This window comes from Leeuwenhoekiella aestuarii (genome assembly GCF_004104055.1).
Classification (GTDB): domain Bacteria; phylum Bacteroidota; class Bacteroidia; order Flavobacteriales; family Flavobacteriaceae; genus Leeuwenhoekiella; species Leeuwenhoekiella aestuarii.
The window spans coordinates 807,870-826,432 of record NZ_QOVJ01000001.1 but is presented as its reverse complement, the minus strand read 5'-3'; the positions used below and the strand labels follow the sequence as shown (position 1 = coordinate 826,432).

At 40.1% G+C, this 18,563-nt stretch carries 13 protein-coding genes; 9 read left to right on the top strand and 4 right to left on the bottom strand.

Translation table 11 applies throughout. From position 1 onward, the window contains the following. Window positions 1-106 precede the first annotated feature (106 nt). Entirely contained in the window at window positions 107-1,237 is a 1,131-nt protein-coding gene (locus DSM03_RS03685) for an SPFH domain-containing protein (protein ID WP_128759659.1), read from the top strand. A gap of 173 nt (window positions 1,238-1,410) precedes the next feature. Next, window positions 1,411-2,502 (top strand): TFIIB-type zinc ribbon-containing protein, encoded by a 1,092-nt coding sequence (locus DSM03_RS03680; RefSeq protein WP_128759658.1) that lies wholly within the window; start codon window positions 1,411-1,413, stop codon window positions 2,500-2,502. 34 nt (window positions 2,503-2,536) lie between these two features. Here DSM03_RS03680 and DSM03_RS03675 read toward each other — a convergent pair whose 3' ends face one another. The 3 genes from DSM03_RS03675 to DSM03_RS03665 all read right to left on the bottom strand — a co-directional run bounded on the left by DSM03_RS03675 (window position 2,537) and on the right by DSM03_RS03665 (window position 5,440). Beyond that, on the bottom strand, window positions 2,537-3,007 hold the full coding sequence (locus tag DSM03_RS03675) for a hypothetical protein (protein ID WP_128759657.1): 471 nt from the start codon (window positions 3,005-3,007) through the stop codon (window positions 2,537-2,539). A 112-nt stretch (window positions 3,008-3,119) separates the two neighbouring features. Beyond that, entirely contained in the window at window positions 3,120-4,673 is a 1,554-nt protein-coding gene (gene amaB / locus DSM03_RS03670) for an L-piperidine-6-carboxylate dehydrogenase (protein ID WP_128759656.1), read from the bottom strand. Between the two features lie 233 nt (window positions 4,674-4,906). Next, window positions 4,907-5,440, bottom strand: a complete 534-nt coding sequence (locus DSM03_RS03665; RefSeq protein WP_128759655.1) for a 3-hydroxyanthranilate 3,4-dioxygenase — start codon at window positions 5,438-5,440, stop codon at window positions 4,907-4,909. A gap of 143 nt (window positions 5,441-5,583) precedes the next feature. On the opposite strand from DSM03_RS03665, the gene DSM03_RS03660 reads away from it, so the two are divergent. Genes DSM03_RS03660 through DSM03_RS03650 form a run of 3 tightly spaced genes read left to right on the top strand, consistent with a single transcriptional unit; the run spans window position 5,584 to window position 7,422 of the window. Beyond that, the gene (locus DSM03_RS03660) at window positions 5,584-6,642 is read left to right on the top strand and encodes an isoaspartyl peptidase/L-asparaginase family protein (RefSeq protein ID WP_128759654.1); all 1,059 of its coding nucleotides are present in this window, start codon (window positions 5,584-5,586) and stop codon (window positions 6,640-6,642) included. After that, window positions 6,632-7,099, top strand: coding sequence for a hypothetical protein (locus DSM03_RS03655; protein WP_128759653.1), 468 nt, complete (start codon window positions 6,632-6,634; stop codon window positions 7,097-7,099). The genes DSM03_RS03660 and DSM03_RS03655 overlap by 11 nt, the downstream gene beginning before the upstream one ends. 14 nt (window positions 7,100-7,113) lie before the next feature. Further along, a complete protein-coding gene (locus DSM03_RS03650; RefSeq protein WP_128759652.1) occupies window positions 7,114-7,422 on the top strand; it encodes an antibiotic biosynthesis monooxygenase family protein in 309 nt (102 codons plus the stop codon). Window positions 7,423-7,696: 274 nt separating this feature from the next. Here DSM03_RS03650 and DSM03_RS03645 read toward each other — a convergent pair whose 3' ends face one another. Next, a complete protein-coding gene (locus DSM03_RS03645) occupies window positions 7,697-8,194 on the bottom strand; it encodes a CAP domain-containing protein (RefSeq protein ID WP_128759651.1) in 498 nt (165 codons plus the stop codon). 546 nt (window positions 8,195-8,740) lie between these two features. Between DSM03_RS03645 and DSM03_RS03640 the strand changes: the two genes are divergently transcribed. The 4 genes from DSM03_RS03640 (at window position 8,741) to DSM03_RS03625 (ending at window position 18,550) form a co-directional block, all read left to right on the top strand. Beyond that, on the top strand, window positions 8,741-14,317 hold the full coding sequence (locus DSM03_RS03640) for an alpha-2-macroglobulin family protein (protein WP_128759650.1): 5,577 nt from the start codon (window positions 8,741-8,743) through the stop codon (window positions 14,315-14,317). 86 nt (window positions 14,318-14,403) lie between these two features. Continuing rightward, a complete protein-coding gene (pbpC, locus tag DSM03_RS03635; RefSeq protein WP_128759649.1) occupies window positions 14,404-16,770 on the top strand; it encodes a penicillin-binding protein 1C in 2,367 nt (788 codons plus the stop codon). 129 nt (window positions 16,771-16,899) lie between these two features. Beyond that, window positions 16,900-17,406, top strand: coding sequence for a GbsR/MarR family transcriptional regulator (locus tag DSM03_RS03630; protein WP_128759648.1), 507 nt, complete (start codon window positions 16,900-16,902; stop codon window positions 17,404-17,406). Between the two features lie 10 nt (window positions 17,407-17,416). Continuing rightward, entirely contained in the window at window positions 17,417-18,550 is a 1,134-nt protein-coding gene (locus DSM03_RS03625; RefSeq protein ID WP_128759647.1) for an efflux RND transporter periplasmic adaptor subunit, read from the top strand. The last annotated feature ends 13 nt before the right edge of the window (window positions 18,551-18,563 follow it).

Sequence of the window (18,563 nt, the reverse complement as noted above, 5' to 3'; positions counted from 1 at the left end):
GAACACAATTTTGATTAAACTCTAAGAAATATTGATTAGTTTGAAACAAATTTGATAAGAACACTACTAACTAAATGAATATCTTCAACCTGTAAAACAACCGACTATGGGACTATTTGACAAAATAAAAGAAAAACTCAGCCACGAATTTATAGATATTATCGAGTGGCTTGATTATACAGATGACACCATCGCGCACCGCTTTGAGCGCTATCAAAACGAGATAAAAAATAATGCAAAACTCATCGTACGTGAAGGCCAGACTGCTGTTTTTGTGAACGAAGGTCAGTTGGCAGACGTTTTTGGTCCCGGAACCTATACGCTAAATACCCAGAACCTGCCGATACTTACCACGTTGAAGGGTTGGAAATACGGTTTTGACAGTCCGTTTAAAGCCGAAGTTTATTTTGTAAACACGCATTTATTTACAGACGAAAAGTGGGGAACTAAAAATCCTATTACGTTAAGTGATGAGCGTTTTGGTCTGGTAGAAATCAGAGCTTTTGGCACCTATGCGTATCGCATCAACGATGCCGGTAAATTTATCAAAGACATCGTAGGTACTGATGCTAATTTTACCAACTTTGAAATTAACGAGCATCTTAAAAGCCTCATCGCTACCCGTTTTACAGATACGGTTGGTGAAGCCAAATTACCTATAGAATTGTACGCGGCAAATACTACTGAGCTTTCAGAAACCTGTAAAGAAGTGATGCAACCCGAGTTCGCTTCGGTGGGTATTTCACTTGAAAAATTCTTTATCGAAAACGTCTCGATGCCCGAAGAGCTTAAGAAGGAAATCTTTGAGTACAGCCGTATCGACAAGCTGGATCTTGATAAGTTGACCAAGTTTAAAACCGCAAAAGCTATTGAAGCGGCTGCCAATAATGAAGGTGGCACTGCCGGCGCCGGAATGGGAATGGGAATGGGCTTTGCCCTCGCACAACAAATGGGCGGCGCAATGCTAGGCGGCGGTACACAAGCACCACGACCTGCACAGCCCGCGGCAACTCCACCGCCTATGCCAGCAGAAACCCAGTATTTTTACGCACATAACAGTCAGCAACAGGGACCGGTAAGTTTTGAACAATTACAGGCACTTTTTGCTTCACGCACCATCAATAGGAATTCTTTGATCTGGAAACAAGGAATGACTGAATGGAAAGCGCTGCAGGAAATCGAAGAGCTTAAGCCCTTTTTAGGCGGAAACACACCACCACCTTTACCAGGGCAATAGATAGCTAGTCATTTTCGTCAACCTGAACTTGTTTCAGGTTCTCACTAGTATTTAATCAAAAGCTAAGTAAGCTTCAAAATTACTGAAGAATCAGGGGTTTTGACTGACGATTTTCAATGTTTCGTTGATACGTATTAATCTTTTTAAAAGCATCAAACCAAACCTCCAAATCAGTGCCTGAACCTGTAATTCAAAAATCGGAACTTAAAAAAGCCTGTAAAAACTGTGGTGCGGAGCTAAAATACAAGCCCGGCACTACGAGCATTATTTGCGAGTACTGTGGTCACGAAGACCACATCAATCTGGATACCGATCCTATCAAAGAATTACCACTACGTGTATATCTCGAAAGTCAGGGAAGCCAGGCAAACAGTGAAGAAATAAGCATTCTGCATTGCAAAAACTGCGGCGCAAATCAGCACGTAGAAGAAAATTACAAATCCCTGCACTGCGTGTATTGCGGCACACCGCTCATTCGCGAAGATGCAAAAACAGAGCAATGGATTTTACCCGGAGCCGTCTTGCCGTTTCAGCTTACCCAACAGGAAGCTATCATTCGATTTAAAAAATGGGTCAAAGGACTTTGGTGGGCGCCTAACGATTTGCAGAAAGCTACACTAGACCCGCAATCTACTAAAGGCCTGTATTTACCCTATTGGACTTTTGATGCACAGCTTTACGGCCAATACAGCGGCCAGCGGGGCGATTATTACTATGAAACGCAAAGCTATCGGGACAGCAATGGCCGCAGGCAAACCCGCCGTGTTCGCAAAACACGATGGATTCCCGTGAGTGGTAATGTTCAGGGGTTTGTAGACGATACCCTCATCAATGCTTCAAAGCAACATACCGGGAAAGTACCCCGAGGAATTGCACTTTGGGATTTGAAAAAGTTACAGCCTTTTGAAAGCGGTTTTCTTGCCGGTTTTGTTACCGAAAAATATACCATCCCTCTGAAAGACGGGCACCTTGAATCTCAGGATGAAATGCGTGAAATCGCTAAAACCTGGGCACGCCGGGATATTGGCGGTGATGAACAACGCGTATCGCACCTCAATATGCAGCTGGAAGAAGAAACGTTTAAACACATTTTACTTCCAGTTTACATAAGTGCGTACCGCTATAAGAATAAAGAGTACAGCTTTTTTGTAAACGGAGAAAATGGAAGCATTTCCGGAAAACGACCTTATTCGTTCTGGAAAATATTTCTGACTATACTTGCCGGTTTATTTGTTTTCGGGTTGGTTTATTTATTTAGCAAATAAAAAAGCCGCTTAAACAGCGGCCTTCTTAATTATCTTATTCTTCTCTTAACTCTGAAATGACCAGAATAACGTTCTCCAAGTAACTTTTAATGTCTGACGGTAAATCATCTTTTATTTCATCAAAGGTCCATGATTTTCTTTCTTCACCAATGTCAATACTAATGAAATAATCAAAATCTGCAATGGTTTGACTTCCAAGCTCTCCTTCAAAGCTCTGTAGACTTTCGGGAACTTCAATAACACCTTTAGAGTATTGAAATTTAGCATCTGATAATGCTTCTTCTTCAAAATTAGTATTATCCCAATTTCCAAAATCTGTATCACTATCAGAATCTGCAAAAACCCCAGTGTCATTAATAAGAAAAAGCGACCTACAGTCTCCTGCACATTGGCCATATACTTCGCCAAAAATCACTGAATTAGCTTCTACACTATTAATCCCATCGTCATCATTAGAACAACTAAGGGTAGCTAAAGCTGTAAGCATAAAAATAATTCTTCTCATAAAATTCATTTAATGGTTGCTTATTAAATAGATACCCATAACTAAAAAAGGTTGCGTTAAAAGTTAAGTTTTAATAAAACTAAACCCTCAAAAAACCTAATTATAAAGTCAATTACAAATCAAACTTAATTCCCTGCGCCAGTGGAAGCTCGGTTGTGTAATTAATCGTATTGGTCTGGCGACGCATATATACTTTCCAGGCATCGCTGCCGCTCTCACGACCGCCACCGGTTTCCTTTTCGCCTCCAAATGCTCCACCAATTTCAGCACCACTGGTACCAATGTTCACGTTTGCAATTCCACAATCGCTACCGGCAACACTTAAAAAGCGCTCAGCTTCACGTAGATTGTTGGTCATAATCGCAGACGATAGTCCTTGTCGTACACCGTTTTGCAGTTCGATGGCATTTTCTACGCTTCCACTGTATTTCATTAAATACAAAACAGGTGCAAAGGTCTCGTGTTGTACAATCTCAAAATTATTTTGAGCTTCGGCGATGGCCGGTTTTACATAACAACCGCTTTCATAGCCTTCGCCTTCGAGTACTCCACCTTCAACAATAATTTTTCCGCCTTCTTCAACTACTTTTTTCAAAGCATTTTGATAGTTCTTTACCGCATCGGTATCAATTAACGGACCCACGTGGTTGTTTTCATCCAGCGGATTCCCGATACGCAATTGACCATAGGCATCTACAATCGCATTTTTTACTTTATCGTAAATGCTTTCGTGAATAATCAACCTGCGGGTAGAGGTACAGCGTTGCCCGGCAGTTCCTACCGCACCAAATACCGCCCCGATTACCGTCATTTTTAAATCCGAATCCGGTGTCACAATAATCGCATTGTTTCCGCCTAATTCTAAAAGCGACTTACCCAATCTTGAACCTACAGCCTGTGCAACCTGTTTTCCCATTCGGGTAGAGCCTGTGGCCGAGATAAGCGGCACGCGCTCGTCTTGAGTCATCAGTTCGCCTACTTTATAATCACCATTAATAAGGCACGAAATACCTTCCGGTAGGTTATTTTTTGCAAACACACGCGCAGCTATTTTCTGGCAGGCAACACCGGTTAAAGGTGTTTTTTCTGAAGGTTTCCAGATACACACATCACCACAAACCCAGGCCAATGCCGTATTCCATGACCACACAGCAACCGGAAAATTAAATGCCGAAATAATCCCTACAATCCCAAGCGGATGGTATTGCTCATACATGCGATGCCCGGGACGCTCACTGTGCATAGTTAAACCGTGCAATTGACGCGAAAGTCCAACCGCAAAGTCACAGATATCGATCATTTCCTGTACTTCACCCAGACCTTCCTGATAGCTTTTTCCCATTTCATACGAAACCAACTTGCCCAAAGGTTCCTTTAAGCGACGCAGTTCTGCATTAAACTGGCGCACAACCTCACCACGTTGGGGAGCCGGCATAACCCGCCAGGTTTTAAACGCTTCCTGTGCAGTTTGCACCACCTGCTCATACTCTTCTGGCGTTGTTTGCGTAACGCTTGCAATTACTTCGCCATCAACCGGTGACACCGAATGGATCGACGCACCGGCATTCATCGTTTTTTTACCGGTAGAAGTTCCGGCATTTTCAGAAGTAATCTCTAGCGCTTTTAAGGCTTCAGCAATCGCGGTATTATTGAGGGTATTTGCCATTATATTGTATTTTTCTTAGAATTATATTTTAAACCTTCCGAAGTTAATAAATTCAAAAAGGGTTTTAAAGCGTTATTTAGCATATTCGCAATAAAATACCTTGAGGTAAGCACACAAGGCATGCGTTAGAAACAATTTTAATTTCGATGCAAGCCTCGGGAGTATTAAACCCGTTTGGCGGTGCCAAAAAAAGTGCGCCGTGTAGCGCACTTTTTCTTTTCAGAATTAAAAGCTTATTCCGTAAAACGCGGATCGGCTTCCATCACCGTCCCGCAATTGTCGCAGGTACGCAACTCTTTGCTTCCGTAAAATTCTTTAAAATGCTTTAAGAAGTCTTTTTCGATATCGTTTAGAGGAAAATAAACTTCATATAATTTATGATTGCAGTTGTCGCAAAACCATAACAAACCGTCTTTGCCTTCCAGGTCAGCGCGTTTTCGCTCAACTACAAGACCTATCGAGCCCGGCTTACGCACCGGAGAATGCGGCACTTTTGCAGGATGCAGGTACATATCGCCCGGCCCTAATTTCATCGTGCGTTTTTTGCCATCTTCCTGTATGTGTACTTCAATCTCACCTTCAAGCTGGTAAAACAATTCTTCGGTCTCATTATAATGATAATCTTTACGGGCGTTGGGTCCGGCAACAGCCATCACGATATAATCATCGGCATCTTTGTACAGGTTTTTATTTCCTACCGGCGGCTTGAGTAATTCCCGGTTTTCTTCCACCCATTGGGTTAGATTAAAGGGTTTTGCAATTGACATACTTCTTTTGTTTACAGCTAAAATTACAATATTAATTACGGTTAAAAAATAAAGGCTTATCGTGCAATGCTGTTTTAGAAATAAAACGATTAGAAGCATTAACCCTGCTTTTTCCGTATTTTAGAAGCTATAAAAATCAAACTATGAAGAATCTTTTACTCCTTTTTCTACTCCTCGTTTTTATGGTAGCCTGCAAGCAGGAAAACACCGAGATCAAAACAGCACATAACGCACCTGAACAACAGGATTTTGCTATAATTATTCACGGCGGTGCAGGAACCATCCTAAAAGAAAATATGACCGATTCGCTAGAAGCTGCTTACAAAGCAAAGCTTAGTGAAGCCATTAAAACAGGATATGAGATTCTAAAAAATGGAGGGACCAGTCTGGAGGCGGTACAGCGCACTATAAATATTATGGAAGATTCTCCATTGTTCAATTCTGCAAAAGGAGCAGTTTTTAATCACGAGGGCGTAAACGAACTCGATGCTTCTATTATGGATGGCGCTACACTTAATGCCGGAGCCATTGCAGGAGTCACAAATGTAAAAAACCCTATTAATCTGGCTTACGAGGTAATGACCAACTCAGAACATGTATTATTAAGCGGGAAGGGTGCCGAAACGTTTGCTGCCGAAAAGGGAATTGAGCTGGTAGATCCTTCCTATTTCTTTACTCAAAACCGCTATGACGCCTTACAACGCATTCTGGAACGTGAGAAAAATGACTCAATAACTGCAGCTTCGACCTTTATTGATCCGTTTATCAAAGATGAAAAGTTTGGTACGGTAGGTTGTGTTGCTCTGGACAAAAACGGAAACCTCGCTGCCGGTACTTCTACAGGCGGAATGACTAACAAGCGCTATAACCGTATTGGTGATTCACCCATTATAGGAAGTGGAACCTATGCCAATAACGCCACTTGTGGTGTTTCTTCAACCGGTTGGGGGGAGTATTTCATCCGCGGGCAGGTTGCTTACGACATCAGTGCTCAGATGGAATATGCCGGAAAAAGCCTGAAAGACGCCACGCATAATGTTATTCAGGAAAAACTGACCAAACTGGGCGGAACCGGTGGTATCGTCGCTTTAGATCACTATGGCAACCCATCCATGGAATTTAATACTGAAGGAATGTACCGCGCGTATATGAACGATCAGGGGGAGTTAACCCTTGGAATTTATGGGGAGAATGAAGACTAATATATTTAGCTCCGGAAGTTTTCTAACTTACTATGCAGCAGCTTTCTTTCTTATTTCTTGCTCGACTGGCAAAGAATTAGTTCTAAAAGAGCGCACCGATTTTGGGGTTGTAAAATTTTACACGCAAAAAAATCTCAATGAAAAAAGGATTTTAGTAAACGTTGATAATTCTACCCAGTATAGAATTAATGCAAAGGAAACTGCCAAGCGCGAAAGAGCCAATAAAGAATTGACTTACACATTATATTATGGTCCTTTTAAGGAAGAAAACGACTCATCAAAATACCGCAAGAGTTTATCAGAGCTCGACTCATTAGTATTGTCAGAATCAGATCGAATACTTGATTCTTTAAACTGGAATAGTTTTAGGCGTGCAAAAGAAGCATCAGCTTTTGAGATTGAGGTCACTTATTATAACGGATTTCCAAGAAATAAGAAATTTAACTTTTTTATATAACCAAAAACCAAGCTTTGAAATCTTTACCTTACTACGCAGTCATTTTTACTTCTACGCAAAACGAAAACACTACAGGTTACAGCGAGATGGCAGCACAGATGGAGCATTTGGCCAAGTTGCAACCGGGTTATTTAGGTATAGACCACGCCCGAAGCGAAGTAGGTATCACCATCTCCTACTGGCAAACCGAAGCAGATCTTCTCAACTGGAAAAACAATCTCGAGCATCTAAAAGCACAACATCTGGGCAAACATCAATGGTATGCTGAATACAGCGTTAGGGTTTGCAAAGTAGAGCGTGAATACCATTTCACTAAATCCTGATTAGCATAAAAAAGAAAAAGTCCCTTAAAGTCATGAGACCTTAAAGGGACTTTCATAAAATTGATCCCCACAAACTGTGGGTAAAAGCGAAACAGCAGGCCCCCGCCTGCTGCATCTAACATAACAAAACCAACTTAAAGCTGTCTATTTTGTGATATGTTGAATATTGTAATTGGCTTGTAACCTTGCTGGGTTATGAGGGATTTTAAAAAATTGTAAATGAACTTGTAATCAACTATGATTTTGGGGGTAAATCAGAAAGGATTTGGGGTTTTTACTTTGTAATAAAGATTTGCGTAAAGAATGCAATTCCACGTTCATCTTTTACCACTGAAATACCACTATGTGTGAAATTTCCTTCAATAGCTTCTTTATGTCCTTCGCTCTTTAACCAGGCAGAAACTACTTCTGCAGCGCTACGATAGCCATATGCTACATTCTCGCTAACGCGACCTGCGCCTTTTGCTTTAAGATAGTCTGATCTTTCTAGAAAATAATCATGACTAATTTTACCCTTAGTAGCCATATACTTGGTATGCTCAGTAGCTTTAACTTTAGAATCTGAATTCGCCCGAAGCTCTGTAAGGCCTATGCTGGCACGATACACATTAACTTCTGCAAGAATTTCTTTTGCAAAAGTCTCTTCAACAGTAAGGTCTGCAGATAATTCTAAGGTTGCTTCTTCAGTTTGCATTAGCTCCTCATCTTGTGAGCAGCTAGTTAAGAATACGGCGAAAGTTAACGCCATCAAAGTGGTAGTAAAAGTTCTCATGATTTGGGGTTTATGAGTTATGTTGATACAAACATAGGTAGGATATTTCATTCCTACAACACTTAAACTGTTATTTTGTGTATTTCGTCGATTTTGAAGAGTTTTTTAACATAATTACATTGAATTTTAACATATTTCAACGAGCATAAAATGCATTTTGTCGTTTAAATACATTTAGACGAATTATTTAAAATTTAGCAAATTGTGTATTTCATCGATTATTTTGAGGTTTTAATACCGCTTAACGGCATTTTAAGACGATTTGTAAGACTAAAAAATTGACAAAAGAGAATTAAATGATTTTACTAGTACTTTTATAAAAATTGAAAGCGCTTGGTCTTCCCAATTTTCATCAATTAATCCTTGTTTACCTCTAAGGATTTAAAACAAAATTATCTTGGTAGTTTTAATACCTATTTAATCTTTAAAACCGTTAGATCGATGCTGTTCTTAAAATGTTGCTTTCTCTTCTAGTTCAGGAATGATAAAAAAAGTATTTTACGACATCATGCCGTTTTAATAGTGATTCATAAAATTTTAGGGTTTATGAGAAGATTTGAAGTACTTCTTAGTCTGTGTTTTTTGCTGGTTATTCAATCTTGTAATACCAGGAAACACCCTGATGCTGACAATATTTTTAAGTTTAAAGAGTATATTTCTTTCAACACTTTTGGTAATATTTCAATCACAGAACCTATACGTGTGGAACTTGCACAACAAACCACACAGTTTGAATTGTCACAAGAAATTCCTTCAGAGTATTTAATTATTAATCCAAAAACCGAAGGAACGCTTCTTATCGAAAATGGTACCACGCTGACCTTTAGACCTGAAAAGAATTTACGCCCGGATACGGAATACAGCGTAACGCTGAAGTTGAGTAGATTTTTTGAAGACGTTGATCCCGATTATAAAAATTACACCTTCGTGTTTAAGACCATTACGCCTAATTTCAAAATTACTCTGGGTAATCTGCAGTCTTATAATAAAGAATGGCAATATCTCACCGGCTCAATAGAAACAGCAGATTGGGTTCCCGCACAGCAGGTAAAACAGTTGGTAGAAGCAGAACAGGAAGGCAATAAGCTTCATATAGACTGGCCTACAGAAGAATTAAAAGGAACTTACTTCAATTTTACCGTTGACAGTATTCACCGTAAAGAAGAAAATTCTCAGATACGCATATCGTGGGACGGAGAACCTATTGCAAGTAGAACACAAGGTCAAAGTACACTCAATATACCCGGCCAATCTAATTTTACTGTAGTTGATGTCGTAAGTGCTTTGAGCCCCGAAACTGCCATTAGTATCAATTTTTCTGATCCTTTAGAAATGTCTCAAAATTTTGATGGACTGGTACAGCTGGATAGCTTAACGGGTTTACGCTATGAAGTGCAGGGGAATGTCTTAAACGTTTACCCAAGACAGCCGCTTTCTGGCGAAATTGATTTAACCTTAAATAAAGGAATCAAGAATGCTTCGGGATACAGCTTACAACAAACCTATACACAAAGCATATCTTTTCAACAACTTAAACCCCAAGTACGCCTTATTTCTAAAGGAAATATCCTACCGGCTTCTATGAAAACACCTATTTACTTTGAAGCGGTAAACCTTTCTGCGGTAGATCTCCGTGTTATTAAAGTGTATCAAAACAATATACTTCAATACCTGCAAAGTGCCAATCTCAACAGTACAGATACCTATGATCTAAAACGGGTAGGAAGAAGAGTTGCTAAAAAAACCATACCACTTATCAAAAATAGTGTTGGGCAATCTGGCTTGTGGAAAGCGTACGCCGTTGATCTATCAGAATTGTTTAAGGCTGATCCGGGAGCTTTGTACCGTGTTGAGTTCAGCTTTGATCAAAACTACAGTCTTTACCCCTGCATTAATGAAAATGAAGAGACTTCTCTCTCAAAAGAAGAGGCTTATCTTGAAGAATCTTATGAAGAGTATTACCACACCGGTACAGATAGTGATCAAGACCAGCGTGAAGAACGCTATTGGGATAACGAATTGTATTCTTGGAGAAATAGAGTTTACAACTGGGAAGAAGAAGACAACCCGTGCCATCCGGCTTATTACAACGAAGATCGTTTTGCCCAGACTAATCTTATAGGATCTGATCTGGGACTCATCGTTAAAAAAAGTGAAAATGGCACCTATGATTTTGTCACTACAAACTTACTAAACGCAAAGCCCGAAATGGGTGTAGACATCAAACTCTACAATTACCAGCAACAACTCATTAAAAGCATCAAAACAGACCTTAACGGTCTTGCTTCTTGTAAAAGCTCTAAAAACATAGCTTTTGCAATTGCCCAGCAACGCAACGATTTTGCATATGCTAAGCTTGATGACGGTAACGCATTATCGTTAAGTAACTTTGATATCAGTGGAGCCAAACTGCAAAAAGGATTAAAAGGATTTATTTATACAGAGCGAGGCGTCCATCGCCCAGGCGATACTATACACCTCAGTTTTGTTCTTAATGACTTAGCAAATCCTCTACCTAAAGAACATCCTGTAAAACTTGAAGTTACAGATGCCCGCGGAAAGCTCGTACAACGCAGTCTATTAAGCTCTACACTCACCAATCAAAATGTTACCGGCGGGAGCAGTAACGGATTTTACTATTTTCCAATTTCTACAAACACTACAGATCCTACCGGAAACTGGAATGCGACCATTACTGTAGGCGGTGTAAAATTTAGTAAGACGCTGCGGGTTGCAACGGTTAAACCTAACCGACTTAAGATAAAACTTGATTTTAATCAGGATCTTTTAAGCGCTAACACTCCTATAAATGGTACAGCACAAGCGACTTGGCTTCATGGAGCACCTGCTCGTAATCTCAAAATTGATATGACTGCTACGTTGAGCAGCACAACGGCATCATTCAAAGACTTTAAAAATTATCAATTTACAGATCCGGTTAGACGCTTTAATGAAGTAGAAATACCCATTCTCAATCAAAAAACATTAGATAACTCCGGACTTATAAAGTTTTCGGAGAAAATAGACCTGAGTAAAAAAGCACCGGGAATGTTAAAAGCTACTTTTCTCACAAAAGTATTTGAAGGCGGCGGTGATTTTTCGGTTGATGTATTTTCTAAAAATCTTGCCCCTTTTACCTATTTTACGGGTATTAAGGCTCCAGAAGCTCACGAATATGACTCGTATTATACAGATGAGGATGTGACCTTTGATCTGGTTAGCGTAAATGCAGAAGGCAAACCCAGTGCAAACAGAACACTCAACGTTGAGATCTTTAAAATTGAATGGCGCTGGTGGTACAGCCGTGGCGGTGATAATTTATCGCGTTACGAGAACAGTTCGGTTTATAAGCCCGTGCAGGATTTTGAAGTAAAAACCAATAATAACGGTAAAGCTCAGGCAACTGTAAATATTCCGGAGAAAGAAGGTGGTCGTTATCTCGTGCGCATCATAGACAAAGCCTCTGGTCACGCAACCGGACTCACTACTTATTTTTACCGAAACTGGGGCAATGCACCGGCAGGAAGTTCTGAGAGTGCAAAAATGCTGATATTTAAAGCAGATAAAGAGCATTATAAAGTTGGTGATGAAGCAACAATCACTTTTCCATCTGAAGCCTCAGGCAATGCTCTCTTGAGTATTGAAAACGGCACCCAAGTGCTTTCTAAACAATGGGTAAAAACTAAAGCTAAAGAGACAACTGTGCGTATTCCTATTACTAAGGAAATGGCGCCTAATGTTTATGCGCATATCACTTTATTGCAACCCCACGCCCAAACCTTAAACGACAGACCTATCCGATTATACGGAGTAATTCCGTTGCTTGTTGAAGATCCTTCGACCCTGTTAGAACCACAACTCAAAATGCCTGAAGCACTCAAACCCGAACAGGATTTTACCATAAAAGTTAGTGAAGCTTCTCAAAAAGCAATGACCTATACTGTGGCTGTTGTAGATGAAGGCTTATTAGATCTGACCCGTTTCAACACTCCGGAAATTCATAAATCTTTTTACGCACCACAGGCGCTGGGTGTCAAAACTTTTGATATCTATGATTATGTAATAGGTGCCTATTCTGGCAGTGTAGATAATATCTATGCCATAGGTGGTGGTGATATCGCCGCTGGTGCAAAAAACCGAAAAGCCGATCGCTTCAAACCGGTGGTCAAGTTTCTAGGACCATTTCATTTAGAAGCAGGTAAAACCGCTACTCATAAATTGCATATGCCTAATTATATCGGTTCAGTAAGAACTATGATTGTGGCCGGTAATAATGAAACGGGTGCATACGGCAGTGTAGACCAAACCACAGCTGTAGAAAAACCATTAATGGTATTGGCATCGCTTCCGCGAAAATTAGCTCCTCAGGAAAAATTAACGCTTCCGGTAACGGTATTTGCGATGGATAAAAAAGTGAAACAAGTTTCTGTTCGAGTAAAAACAAGCAATTCACTAAAAGCCCTAAACGGAAGTTCTAAAACTATAAACTTCAATCAGCCAGGCGAACAAATTGTAAATTTTGAATTTGAAGTAACTGCTGCTGAAGTGCCACAAAAGTTTGAGATCACTGCTTCAGGAGGTGGTGAGACTGCGTCTTATTCTGTAGAAATTGACGTTGAAAATCCGAATCCAATTTCGCAAAAAGCAACTTATTATACCCTTGACCCTAATGAATCTTTCACCATTGATTATGAGAATTTTGGTATTGCCGGAAGCAATTCTGCAACACTAGAACTATCTACCTTACCACAAATTGATTTTACAAAGCGCTTGCAATACCTTATCAGTTATCCATATGGATGCGCAGAACAAACCACATCTAGTGGTTTCCCTCAATTGTTTTTAGATTCTCTTTTTGATCTGGATAACAATCAGCAAAAAGAAGCACAAGAGAATATTAAGGCAACTATAGCACGACTGGGAATGTTGCAAAACCCATCGGGCGGTATAAGCTACTGGCCGGGAGAACGTGATTCTGATGCATGGGCGACATCATATGCGGGGCACTTTATGCTCGAAGCTCAGAAACAGGGCTACACGCCGCCGCTAACCTTTTTATCTAACTGGCTTACTTATCAAAAAAACGCGGCAAAACAGTGGCGTAATGGTGCGACCTCATACAACAGTAGTCTCACTCAAGCTTACCGCTTATACACACTGGCTCTGGCCGGTCAGCCTGAACTTGCAGCGATGAATCGCCTGCGCGAATCTGGATATCTTAATAACGATTCTAGGTGGCGACTGGCAGCGGCTTATGCGCTTGCCGGTAAAAAGCAAGTAGCAATAGACCTTGCTGCAATGGCTAATTTTAATTTTGATACAGATCGTGAGTTACAATATACTTACGGCTCTGTATTACGCAACAAAGCAATGGCATTAGAAACACTGGTTTTATTAGAAGACAAACGCCAGCAAGACTTAGCTAAATCAATTGCAAAAGATCTTACCGCATCAAGCTGGTACAGTACACAAACTACATCTTATGCATTATTAAGTCTGGCAAAAATGCTTATCGCCAATGGCGGAAAAGCAATTGCTGTTACGGCTAACACCACTTCTTTAAAAACCGAAAAAGGCTTCATAAAAATGCCTTTAAAAGTTTCTGAAAATAAGAATACAATCGAACTTAAAAATACGAATGACAATACTGTTTATGTGAGCATCATTCAGCAAGGTAAATTGCCTTTAGGAGAAGAGTTAACCGAGCAAAATAATCTTACGATTGCTACTGAATTTTTAGACGGAAACAACAAAAAGATAGCGGTTGATCAACTCCGTCAAGCAACAGCAATAAAAGCGCGTATTACGATTACTAATCCAACCTCAAATGCTGTAGATAATGTAGCCTTATCTCAAATATTCCCGAGTGGATGGGAAATTGTAAATACGAGCTTTACCAGTCTCGGAGGCGGTACAACTGGGAAGGCGCGATATAAAGATATTAGAGATGATCGCGTTTATTTTTACTTTGACCTCAAACCCAAAACAACCCGAACCTTTAAAGTGGACCTCAACGCATCGTATCTAGGGTCGTATTATTTACCAGGCACACAGGTTGAGGCGATGTATGATCATGATTATTTTGCGCGTACAAAGGGTAAATGGATCAAGGTACAGCAATAAGTTAATTCCCAGAAAGCTTTAAATAGAACCAGTTTTGACTTCGGGGATCGTCTTGAAGCATTTGAATCTGGATTATTGAGTAAATTTTGAAAACTAAACTCAGCTATCGCATATTCCACTTTGTAAAGCGCTATAAATTTATAGTAAGCGGATTCTTGATATTGGTTGTATTTTGGTTGCTTTGCTTGCATAAACCACTTTTTAAAGATCCCACAGCTACTGTGGTTGTAAGCCAAGAAGGTAAACTTCTTGGGGCTCGCATTGCAAGTGATGGCCAGTGGCGATTTCCCGCAGTTGATAGCGTTCCGTATCGTTTTAAAAGCTGTATTCTGGAGTTTGAAGATGCGTATTTCTATAGTCATCCCGGGTTTAACCCCGTAGCGATGTCCAAAGCTTTATGGAGCAACCTTACAACAAATAATCGCCATGGCGGAAGCACGCTAACACAACAAGTGGTGAGGCTTTCTCGCAAAAACCAAAAGCGCACCTATTTAGAGAAAATTATCGAAACTTTTATGGCTACTCGTGTTGAAGCCGGTTACTCAAAAGCAGAAATACTGAATTTTTATGCTTCTAATGCACCCTTTGGCGGTAATGTAGTTGGGCTGGAGAGTGCCTGCTGGCGTTATTTTGGAATTCCTTCCAGTGAATTGAGTTGGGGGCAAGCTGCAGCTTTAGCTGTTTTGCCTAATGCACCGTCACTTGTATTTCCGGGGAAAAATGAAAGCATTTTTAAAGCAAAAAGAGATCGCTTACTTCAAAAATTAAAAGAGGAGAATTATATAGATGAGACGACTTATGAGCTCGCTGTTGCTGAAGATCTTCCCGGGAAACCTAGAGAGTTACCGGATCATACTCCCCATTTTACCGAACGCATGGCGCGGGAACAATCTGGCAACTATGTCAACAGCACGATTCAGTTCAATTTACAAAGGCGTATTAATCATATTACTTCTGAAGCTTATTACCGATTGGATCAGAATCAAATACACAACCTTGCTGTTTTAATTCTGGATGTCAATTCTCGTGAAGTATTGAGTTATGTGGGCAATGCTCCTACAACCGCACAACACGCCAATTATGTAGATATTATAACCCGGCAACGCAGTACTGGAAGCACTTTAAAACCATTTCTTTTTGCTTCGCTATTAAGTGCAGGTGAGTTGCTACCTAACAGCTTGGTAGCCGATGTTCCTACTAGTATTAATGGTTATAATCCGCAAAATTTTGACAGAAGTTATCACGGTGCGGTCCCCGCTTCTGAAGCTTTGGCCCAATCCTTAAATGTACCGGCTGTGAACCTCTTACGTGAATATGGACTGAAACGCTTTTATAATAATCTGTACCAACTCAACTTTAAAAGCATTGATAAATCTGCAGATTATTACGGCTTATCCCTCATTTTAGGTGGCGCAGAGAGCAACTTGTGGCAATTAACCAATGCATATGCAGGTATGGCTGCTACGCTCAATTTCTTTAACAGTACTTCTAGTGAATACCCTGATCACGCTTTTGATGAACCGGTTTATTTAAAAAAGGAAACAAATCGTGTAACTTCAAAAAATCAGAATCCAGAGCTTTTTGATGCAGGAGCCATTTATCAAACCTTAAAAACCTTGCGCGAGGTAAACCGGCCGGAAGGTTCAGAAAACTGGGAGTTTTTTAGCGATGCGCAGCCCCTCGCCTGGAAAACCGGAACCAGTTATGGCTTTAAAGACGCTTGGGCAGTAGGAGTTACCGGCGACTATGCAATAGGTGTTTGGGTAGGAAATGCAGACGGTGAAGGTCGCCCGGGTATTACAGGGATTCAAGCTGCTGCGCCCATACTTTTTGAAGTGCTTGATGTGCTTCCGGATTCAGACTGGTTTGAGATGCCCTATGACGAACTTGTTGAGGCCGAAATTTGTCCACAAAGCGGAAATCTTGCAGGACTTTTTTGTCCAGTTTCAATACAAGAATGGATCCCAAAAAAAGGAACACGTACTGAAGCATGTAAATTTCATCAGCAGGTATTTCTTAATCAAGAAGGTGATCAGCGTGTAACAGCTTCATGCTATCCGCTAGGAAAAATGCTTTCAAAATCCTGGTTTAGTCTTCCGCCGGTATGGGAATATTATTATGCGCCTTTGCATCCTGAGTACAAACCACTACCAGAGTTTGCTCCGGGTTGTTTCCGCGAAAGTGAAAAGTTAATGGAATTTATTTATCCTAAACGTGGTGAAACAATTCTATTACCTAAAGATTTTGATGGCGAACAAGAAGTGGTTTTAAGAGTTGCACACCGAAACCCCGATACTAAAATTTACTGGTATCTTGACGGAGTATATATAAGCACCACGACCAACTTTCATGAACTCTCTTTAGAGCTTTCTTCTGGAATTTACAAACTCCTTGTTACAGACAGTGAGGGAAATAGCATTGAACAACAGGTAGTTATAGATAAAGCTTCTTAAAAAACCTTCTCCTTGTTAGCCCTTACCAGTTCTACGATAACGATATCTTACATTTAACACAGTTTTAAGTTTTGTTGGTTCGGTAAAAACCGAACCACTCGTAATTTTGCGATTTCAAATATGATAAAAATGGAGTCGGAAGAGCTAAATGCCGAAAAGCAACAATTAATTGAACGCTTAGGAGTGCATATTGAGAAGAAAGACAATATTCCTCCTCTTGCAGCGCGCATTGTCTCAACCTTAATTTTAACGGGTAAAAAGGGGTACACATTTGATGAGTTTGTAGCCAATTTGCAAGCCAGTAAAAGTACCATTTCTACTCATTTAAATAATCTTCAACATCAGAAGACCATAACCTATTATACCGTTTGTGGGGATCGCAAAAAATACTTTGTGATGAATCCAAATCACATCCTTATTCACATGGGTGAAACCCTTGATACTTGGGAAAAAGAAAAGCAACTTCATGTCGCTATAATGAAATATAAGGAGCAAATAAATCACAACAACCCCGAAAACGAAGACTTGCACTTTGATCTGGAATTTCATTTAGAATACCTACAATATCTGGAGCAAGCCAGTGAATCACTAAAAAAGATTCGAGAAAAACTTTCAGCAAAAACTAACAATGAATAAACCCTCAATAATGAAAAAAAGAGTTTTAACTTATTTAATTCCTGCTTTGGTAGGAGTTTTTATAACCACAACATCTTGCGGTGATTCTAAACAAGCTCAGAAAGGACAGGAACAACAGCCTCAAACGCTGCCGGTAATTACTATACCACAACAAACTGTGACGGGTTACAGTTCTTATCCTGCAAGCATAGAGGGTATTGTAAACAGTGGCGTACGTGCTAAAATACAAGGGTACATTTCTAATGTACTGGTAGATGAGGGGGAAAAAGTAAGAAAAGGCCAGGTTCTTTTCAAACTAGAAACTCAGTCTCTTTCTCAAGATGCTAACGCTGCAAAAGCTAATGTAAATGCTGCTCAGGTTGAAGTTGATAAACTAAGACCCCTGGTTGAGAAAAAAATCATTAGTAATGTACAGTTAGAGACGGCAAAAGCTCAATTACAACAGGCACAAAGTGCTTATGAAAGTATTGCAGCAAATATAGGTTACGGCACTGTAAGAAGTCCTGTAGATGGTTATGTAGGTGCTATACCATACCGAGAAGGAACTCTTGTAGGCCCTAGTGATTCTACCCCGTTAACAACGGTTTCAGACATAGAAAAAGTGTATGCATTTTTCTCTATGAACGAATCTGAATATCTTGACTTTATTCAGAATACTGAAGGAGCATCGCTTCAGGAAAAGGTAGATAACTTCCCCCAAGTAACTCTTGAACTGGCAAACGGAAAAGAATATGATCAAAAAGGAAAGATACAAACGGTAACCGGCCAGGTAGATCCTACTACCGGTACGGTAAGTTTCAGAGCAATTTTTGACAACCCAAATCAGCTGATCACAAATGGTAATAGTGGTACTCTTAAAATTCCTATTGTTTATAGTGATGTTGCAGTAGTGCCTCAAAATTCAACTTTTGAACAACAGGGAAAGATCATTACTTACAAAGTAAGCAGCGAGAACAAAACAGTGACTTCTGAGATCACCACAAAAGCTGTTGTAGGCAACTTATACATCGTAGATTCTGGTTTACAAGCCGGTGATAGAATCATTGCAAAAGGAGCCAATAAGGTACGTGCCGGGATGACCATACAGCCTCGAGAAGTTCCTTTTGACAGTATTGCAAAACCTGTTAAACAACTATTCCAATAATCTAAGCAGCAAA